5 protein-coding genes are annotated in these 8,295 nt (G+C 49.2%); all 5 read right to left on the bottom strand.

All coding sequences use genetic code 11. The features are described from left to right. Positions 1–180 precede the first annotated feature (180 nt). The 5 genes from FC99_RS09930 to secA all read right to left on the bottom strand — a co-directional run bounded on the left by FC99_RS09930 (position 181) and on the right by secA (position 7,226). Positions 181–1,545 carry a sensor histidine kinase gene (locus FC99_RS09930; protein ID WP_048732398.1) on the bottom strand — a complete coding sequence of 455 codons (1,365 nt, stop codon included), beginning with the start codon at positions 1,543–1,545 and terminating at the stop codon, positions 181–183. Continuing rightward, positions 1,542–2,249 carry a response regulator transcription factor gene (locus tag FC99_RS09935; RefSeq protein WP_048732400.1) on the bottom strand — a complete coding sequence of 236 codons (708 nt, stop codon included), beginning with the start codon at positions 2,247–2,249 and terminating at the stop codon, positions 1,542–1,544. The genes FC99_RS09930 and FC99_RS09935 overlap by 4 nt, the downstream gene beginning before the upstream one ends. 4 nt (positions 2,250–2,253) lie before the next feature. After that, positions 2,254–3,408, bottom strand: coding sequence for a PDZ domain-containing protein (locus tag FC99_RS09940; RefSeq protein ID WP_048732402.1), 1,155 nt, complete (start codon positions 3,406–3,408; stop codon positions 2,254–2,256). Positions 3,409–3,524: 116 nt separating this feature from the next. Then, positions 3,525–4,641 (bottom strand): peptide chain release factor 2 gene (gene prfB / locus FC99_RS09945; protein WP_156166879.1). Its coding sequence is split into 2 segments (ribosomal slippage): positions 3,525–4,568 and positions 4,570–4,641, totalling 1,116 coding nucleotides; the frame shifts between segments, so codons are not numbered across the junction. Between the two features lie 221 nt (positions 4,642–4,862). Continuing rightward, entirely contained in the window at positions 4,863–7,226 is a 2,364-nt protein-coding gene (secA, locus tag FC99_RS09950) for a preprotein translocase subunit SecA (protein WP_048732406.1), read from the bottom strand. Between the last annotated feature and the right edge of the window lie 1,069 nt (positions 7,227–8,295).

Below are 8,295 nucleotides of genomic sequence, written 5' to 3' on the forward strand. Positions count from 1 at the left end.
TAGACTCGGATCTTTCGAGGCTTCAAGTTGTGTTCGCACCGTTCCAGCCCATATCTGCTGGCCGGTAAGGCGAAGGGACCACCAGATTGCCTATTTTTAGTCTCACTGTTGTTGCTAGAACAGGCGTGACTGGTATTTTAGAACTTTCAAACTTTAGTTAACCATGATAACTGCATTTCACTAATCTTGCGCCGGGAAGTCCTTCGGAAAGGTCATCGTGACCTTGGTCCCAACATCCAACGTACTTTGCAAATCGATCTTACCATTCAACGACTGGACGAGTTCTCTGACAATGGCCAATCCCAGGCCACTGCCGCTCACCAACTGATTGGAATGCGAAATTTCCGCACGGTAAAAGCGTTCGAAGACTCGTAGTTGATCCTGTGGTGAAATACCAACACCCGTATCCGCAATCGTCAGTGACCACTCACGTCCCATTTCCCGGGTTGTTAAAGTCACACTCCCCTGGGGTCGATTGTATTTAATCGCGTTGCTCAAGACATTTTTCAGGACCTGGTCAAATTTTCGTTGGTCGGTCACGGCCATCAAGTCTGTCGGCACCTGATTGTCCAGCGTCACCTGATTAACGGCCGCTAACGGCGTCAATAAGTGAACCTGATTGGCGATCACCTGACCCACTGGCACCTCACTGGCCTCGACCGAGTTACCCGACTCGATGTGTGAAATCGTTAACACGTCGTTGATCAGCTCAACTAGTCGTTCGCTCTGCTGATCAATAATTTCCAAGAATTCGACCAACTTCTCCGGGTCATCCTTGGCCCCCGCTAACAGGGTCTTCGCAAAGCCGGAAATGGCCGTCACCGGTGTCTTCAACTCATGTGACGCATTGGATACAAAGTCCATCTGCATCTGCTCGACTGCATAGACTTCGGTCACGTCATAGAGCAAGACCAACACCTGAAAGTAATCCTGAGAGGTCGCCGTGTAAATGGCGCGCGCGTCGACCGTCCGTTCATTGGGCGACCCGGGTAACTTCAAGGTATGGTGCTGCGTCTGCCGTTCATTTAGCGCCGAGTTGATCAGACTGGCTAACTCAAATTGCCGGACATCCTGCGTAAATGGATGCCGCCGTGGCGAGATTCGATGCTGCAAGAACTGTTCCATCGCCGGATTTGCCAGTTCTACCTTGCGATAGCGGTCAATCACCATGACTCCGATCGGCAAGTAGTCCAATAACGTCGCGAATTCCTGATTTTGCCCGGCCATTTGCCGCTGAACCTTGCGTTGATGGGTCTGCAGGTAATTGATCTGTAGCGCCAACTGGTAAAACGGGTCGTGCGGTGACAGCAAGACGTGCGCCGGCGTTTCTTCGTGCCGAATGCCCTCAACCTTTTTAGTTAAAATACTGATGCGCTGGTCCGCCCAGTGAAAGAGCAGACTGACGCCAGCTGCCTCGACCAATGCCCACGACCACGCGATAAGGGTCGCCAAAGCCAAATGTTGCGGCCGGACGACCCACACGAGTACCGTATTACCTAACCCAATCACGACCCAGGCGACCATTACGCGCCTGAGCGCAATCATGGTTGCCCCTCAAACGTGTACCCAAAGCCACGCACCGTCTTCAGTAACACCGGATGTTTCGGGTCCAACTCGATTTTTTCTCGTAAATGGGACACGTGAATATCCACCATCCGGGTCTGACCACTATAGTCGAATCCCCAAACGCCCTCCAGCAGTTGCTCACGACTCCACACCTTACCAGGACGCTTGGCAAAGAAGAGCAACAGCTCAAATTCCTTAGGTGTTAAATCAATCGACTGATCACCGCGTTTCACTTGGAACTTGTCCTGATCAATCGTCAGATCAGCCACCTGTAACCGATGATCCATCTTGGCCGCCATGCTCGTTGGCCCATCATCGTCGTGGTACCGCCGCATCACGGCCTTCATGCGCGCGATGACCTCTCGTGGACTGAACGGCTTCGTGATATAATCATCCGCACCAAGTTCCAGTCCAAAAACCGTATCAAACTCACTCGTTTTGGCGGTAATCATAATAATCGGCGTACTGATTTTTTCCTGGCGTAGTCGTTTGGTCACTTCAACGCCGTCCATTTTAGGCAACATTAGATCCAATAAAATTACGTCGAATTTCTCATGCAGGGCCAAATTCAGCGCCTGCTCACCATCGATTGCCGTCACAACTTGATAATCTGCCTGTTCCAAGTTGTACTGCAGTAAGGTGACGATGGCCGGTTCATCGTCGACGACTAGGACTCTACTCATAGGTTTACCCCTCCTGATCTCTGAATAGAACGATACCAATCTCGTGTGGTGCGCCGGAATAAATTGCGGTTTCGGTGACCTTCAACTCACCCGCCATATTCCGTACCCGCAAATGACAATACGTGGGATTGGTCAGTAAGGCTTCATAGAAGGCCGTTTCACTATTCACAGATTGATGATTGCACTCTAAAATAATATCGCCAGCGTTCAAATCTAATTTAACCGCCGGTGTCCGGGGCCGAATCCCCAAAACACGGACCCCGTCATCTACTTGAGAATACCAGAATTGTTGCCGATCATCATAACGTTTTGCTCGCCAAAGGATAAACCCATAACCAACTAACAGGACGATTAATCCGACCGGTAATATTTGTGGTTGGGCCGTTGACCAACCTAAGAAGGCCATGGCAATTACGGCTAACCAAATCATTTGTTTGCCTAACCGCTGGTAAACGTCCCTTGGCACCTGCCGAAAGACCGTAAACCGCAGCCCCACTAGGAGTGGGATCACCAATATGGCAAAGGATTGTCCCTGAATGTGAAAGACCGGCCAAAACGCTAAGTGACTGGTCAACCAGTCGCCGGGAACCAGTGTCACCATGGGCAATACTAAAAATTCTCGCCACGGATAACCCGCAATGCGTTTGCCCCGTTGCTTAGCGTAAATTTTAGGGCTAACAAACCGACCACCATAATTGGCCAGCCAGTGTCCCAGTAAAAGGAAAAACATGGCTACTAACCAGAAGTAATTTTGCACCGGCACACTCCCCCAATGGAGTCCCACCGTGGTTAAGTCCGGTTTATCCGTTATGTAAGAACTGCCCAAGACCGTAATCAACGTGGTGACCACGATCAAGAGGACGGGGAGCACCGTGGTCGGAATCAAGAGAAGTGTCGCAAACGCCAACGCCTCGTACACCATGATCCACAGTAAGGGTAGGCTAAATCCCATCAATAAATTGATGATGGACAATCCTAATCCCAAAACAACTCCCTGCGTTAGTAAATGCCGCAATTCAAAATGGTCGCTAAAGACCGCACTGCCAAAATCATGTCGTTCCCCTTTGATTCGAGAACGACTAGTCAGCCAGATTCGCAAAACAGCTAGCCAAACTAATGGTTGTAGTAAGAAACTACCACAAGCAATAAAAGTCCGCATGTCATCGACACCTTTCCTGAAAAGATAGTTGTCCCAAGTATAGCATGAAACAAAAAAGGGTAACACGACATTCGTGTTACCCTTGCAATCATTCGGCTGTTAAACCGGTCACTTTTTTAATCTGGATTCTTCTGACTGAGTTGCCATTGCAGATAAGCATCGATAAAGGGATCGAGGTCCCCGTCCATCACAGCCTGACCATTACCAGTCTCGTAGTTTGTTCGGTGATCCTTGACCATCGTGTAGGGATGGAAAACGTAAGACCGAATCTGCGACCCCCAGCCAATGTCCATCTGGTCGCCCTCAAGCTTGGCTTTCTCAGCGGCCTTCTTTTCTTCTTCACGTTCGTACAGCTTCGCCCGTAACATTCCCATAGCCGTCTGCCGGTTTTGCAATTGCGACCGTTGGGCCTGACTTTGCGTCACGATACCAGTTGGAATATGCGTGATTCGGACGGCCGAAGACGTCTTGTTAACGTGTTGTCCACCAGCACCGGAAGCCCGGTAAACATCGACCTTTAAGTCCGCTGGATTGATTTCAACGTCGACGGAATCATCCAATTCGGGCAAGACATCGACCGACGCAAACGACGTATGCCGCCGTCCGGCCGAGTCAAATGGCGAGATTCGAACCAGGCGGTGAACACCCTTTTCTGAACGCAGATAGCCATACGCATTGTGCCCAGCAATCAACAGCGTGGCACTACTCAGTCCAGCAACATCGCCGGGCTGGTAGTCCAAAATGGTGACCTTAAAGTCATGCTGCTCCGCCCAGCGTGTGTACATCCGCATCAGCATGTCGCCCCAGTCCTGGGATTCCGTGCCCCCAGCGCCGGGATGAATTTCTAAAATCGCATTGTTGTGATCGTACCGTTGATTCAGCAACATGTTCAGGCTATATTGCCGTAAGGCTGCTTGAGCCGTCGCAAAGTTTTTCTCAAACTCCGCTTGCATGTCCGCGTCCGGTTCCTCTTGTAGCAACTCGATAGCAACTTCAAGGTCGCCGATTTGATCAGCAAGGTGTTGAAATTCATCCACCTTTTTTTTCATTTCGTTAGTTTCATCAATTAACTTTTGGGCCGCCTGCGCATCGTCCCAGAAATCCGGTTGGGCCATTTGCGCTTCGTTAACACTGATGCTTTCGTTCAGTGCATCGAAGTCAAAGCGACCCCCTAAAGCCGGTTAGTTGTTCACGCATGGTCGCAATTTCGCGTTTGGCATCACTTAATTCCATGTTGATTGGCTCCTTTTAAATTATTTTTTATTTATCATTTGGCAAATTTGATGGTGAGCTTCGCCTTACCGGCAGATATGGGCTGAAACGGTGCGAACGATGCACCTGATTCCCATACCTGCCAACTTCTCGGCTAACGTAATCGTCCTACGACAGCTGGAGATAATTACCATTAAGCAAAAACGAGGCTGGAATAATCTCCCGCCTCGTCTACTCACCCATTAACGGGTAATGTTTTGTCGAATTTCAGACTTCATGAACAACCGCGTGGTGTCATAGTCGATGTCAGAGATCATTTCTTCAAACATCCGGAACCCGTCTTGTTGGTATTCAACCAGTGGGTTCAACTGACCATAGCCCCGCAACCCAATGGATTGACGCAATTGGTCCATGGTATCGATATGATCGGTCCAGTGTGAGTCCACGACCCGCAAGAGCACAACCTTTTCGAATTCCAACATTTGTGCTGGATCGTAGAGTTGCTTTTGTTTTTCTTCATAGACGTCAGTTGCCAGGCCCATAAAGTAAGTCTTGATCTCGTCGGCAGACTTGTCCTTCAAATCACTCAGACTAATCTTATCCGGTGAAACCATTGCGGAAATCCCAAAGTCGAGTAACGTATCCAAATCCCAATCAGCTTGGTCGCCCTGCGTGTGTAAGTTAACCACCCGATCGACAGTCCGCTTGATCATTGGCATCAAGACCCACTTCAGTGACTTATCTTGGTTAATGATCTGGTTACGTTCGCCATAAATAACGTCACGTTGTTGACGCATAACGTCATCGTATTGCAGCACGTTCTTCCGGGAATCATAGTTATTCCCTTCAACCCGCTTTTGCGCGGATTCCACTTGCTTCGTAATCATGCGACTCCGGATAACGGCATCTTCACCGTCAACGTTCATCCGTTCCAAGAATGCTTTAACTCGGTCGGAACCGAATCGCCGCATCAAGTCATCTTCAAGCGACAAGTAGAATTGGGTCATACCAGGGTCCCCTTGACGACCAGAACGTCCACGAAGTTGGTTATCGATTCGCCGTGATTCGTGACGTTCAGTCCCGATAACGGCTAACCCACCAATTTCAACCACGCCGGGTCCCAATTTAATATCGGTCCCCCGCCCAGCCATGTTGGTGGCAATGGTAACGGCGCCCCGTTGCCCAGCGTTTTGAATGATATCGGCTTCCTTCGCGTGGTTCTTGGCGTTCAAGACCACGTGCGGAATCTTCTCATCATCCAATCGTTGAGACAGGTATTCGGAAGTTTCCACGGCAACGGTCCCGATTAACATCGGTTGGCCCTTTTCGTGTAGCATCTTAATTTCCTTAACCACGGCATTAAACTTGGATTCCAAAGTTGGGTACAACAGGTCAGGTTCATCGACCCGGACAACCGGCTTGTTGGTTGGCACGGAGATAACTTCCATGTTGTAAATTTCCCGGAATTCTTCGGCTTCGGTCTTCGCCGTCCCAGTCATCCCGGCTAACTTAGTGTACATCCGGAACAAGTTTTGGTAGGTGATGTTGGCCATGGTCTTGGTTTCTTCTTGAATCTCGACGCCTTCCTTGGCTTCGATGGCTTGGTGCAGGCCGTCAGAGTAACGACGACCGTCCATAACCCGTCCAGTAAAGGAATCAACGATCAAGACTTCTCCATCTTGAACCACGTAATCTTTATCACGCAGCATGATGAAGTTCGCCCGCAACGCTTGGTCCATATGGTGGGTCAAGGCTGTGTTGTCAGTGTCATACAAGTTCTTCAAGTTGAAGTACTTTTCGGCCTTTTCGATTCCAGTATCGGTTAATGCAACCGTCTTGGATTCCAGGTCGATCTTAAAGTCTTCTTTTTCATGTAAAGTCTTAGCGAAACGGTCCACCCGTTGGTAAAGGGCACTCGTTCCTTCAGACTGGCCAGAAATAATCAGTGGCGTCCGGGCTTCATCAATTAAGATGGAGTCAACTTCATCGACAATCGCGAAGTTCAAAGGACGTTGAACCATGTCTTCTTTGTACACGACCATGTTGTCACGCAGGTAATCGAACCCGATTTCCCCGTTGGTTGAGTACGTAATGTCGGCTTGGTAAGCTTCCCGTTTTTCTTCAGGAGACTTGGCAGCTGAGTTCAACCCAACTGACAGCCCCATCCAGTTGTAAAGTTCACCCATTTCAGTGGCGTCACGTGCGGACAAGTATTCGTTGACCGTAACCACGTGCACCCCTTCGCCGGAGATGGCGTTTAAATAAACAGGCATCGTTGCAGTCAAGGTTTTCCCTTCACCAGTCTTCATTTCGGCAATGTTACCTTCATGAAGCACAATTCCCCCCATGATTTGAACATGGAATGGATAGAGGCCGAGAACCCGCTTAGCACCTTCACGAATAGCGGCGAAAGCTTCTGGTAATAAATCATCCAGGGTTTCGCCGTCTTGGTAACGTTGCTTAAATTCTGGCGTTTTAGCCTTCAGGTCTTCATCTGAAAGTTGTCCGTATTCATCAGCGTAAGCGCCAACTTCATCCGCTAATTTACTGAGGCGTCGTAAAGTTCTTCGATCACTTTCGACCCATCGTTTCAAAATATTTGCCATGTGAGAATTCCCTTCAGTACATTTAATAAGTCTATTTAAAGTTACCCATTTATTTGCGATAAATCAACCTACATTTTACCACTATCCAGGTTAAGATGAAACTTTTACCCTAAGTCCGGTCAGTTTAAAGCGTTTTCCGGTTCCAAAAGTAATCAACCTGTAACCTGTGGCGTGGAATGCTCGATTCCGCGCCAGTCACACTTATTTTAAATGGCAAAACACGAATCCGCCACTCTCAGGTACTGGGCAAGCCGTTGAAACGTCATTTCGATTAAATCGTTGTTAAGCTAACTTAACAGACGTGATTCGTCATTATACCATACCTACTCAACGATTAGAAAATTATCGTAACTAGTATCAGGATGACTTAATGGTTAATCGGTTTGGAGGTAGTGTTAACTGGTCGCACTGCGGCTGCCAGAGCTTCCGCCTGCTGTGGGAACGCGACCATTTTCAATCAAACTAACTAAAGGTTGAAAGATGAAATACCTGTCTCGCACCAGTATTGGCAAGGATTCGAACCATTAAGATAGTGTGAAATTGCCGCACTGCGGCTGCCAGGGATTCCGCCTGCTGTGGGGACGCTTCAGACTGGAAAATCACCAGTCTTCTCGCTCGCTTTGAAGCCACGAAGACCGCGTGTCTCCAAAGTCGCCCGTGCTGTAAGCTGGCTGATGAAGCGCCAGCCAACACCACCTCCACGGCCGGCTACATCCCTGTCCTCCTTCGGCTCTGATTGTGTTCTATCATGACAACGATTGGAAAACCTGGAGACTAGCGCTTTTGGTCCAATCGATAGTGACGGTTACAGTCATTATCTCCGTCGTCTCCGCACACTGTGTAAGCCGAGAGGTCGGCAGATATGGGCTCAGGCGCGTCGTTCTGCTTGGTCGGCGTTTCTTGCCGGCTTAGCAGAAAACCAACCTTGTAGACTCGGTTCTTTCGAGGCTTCAAGTTGTGTTCGCACCGCTCCAGCCCATATCTGCCGGCCGGTAAGGCGAAGGACCCACCAGATTGCCTAGTTTTAGTCTCACTGTTGTTGCTAGAACGGGCATGATTGGTGTTTTAG

Source organism: Levilactobacillus koreensis JCM 16448, assembly GCF_001435525.1.
Taxonomy (GTDB): Bacteria; Bacillota; Bacilli; order Lactobacillales; family Lactobacillaceae; genus Levilactobacillus; species Levilactobacillus koreensis.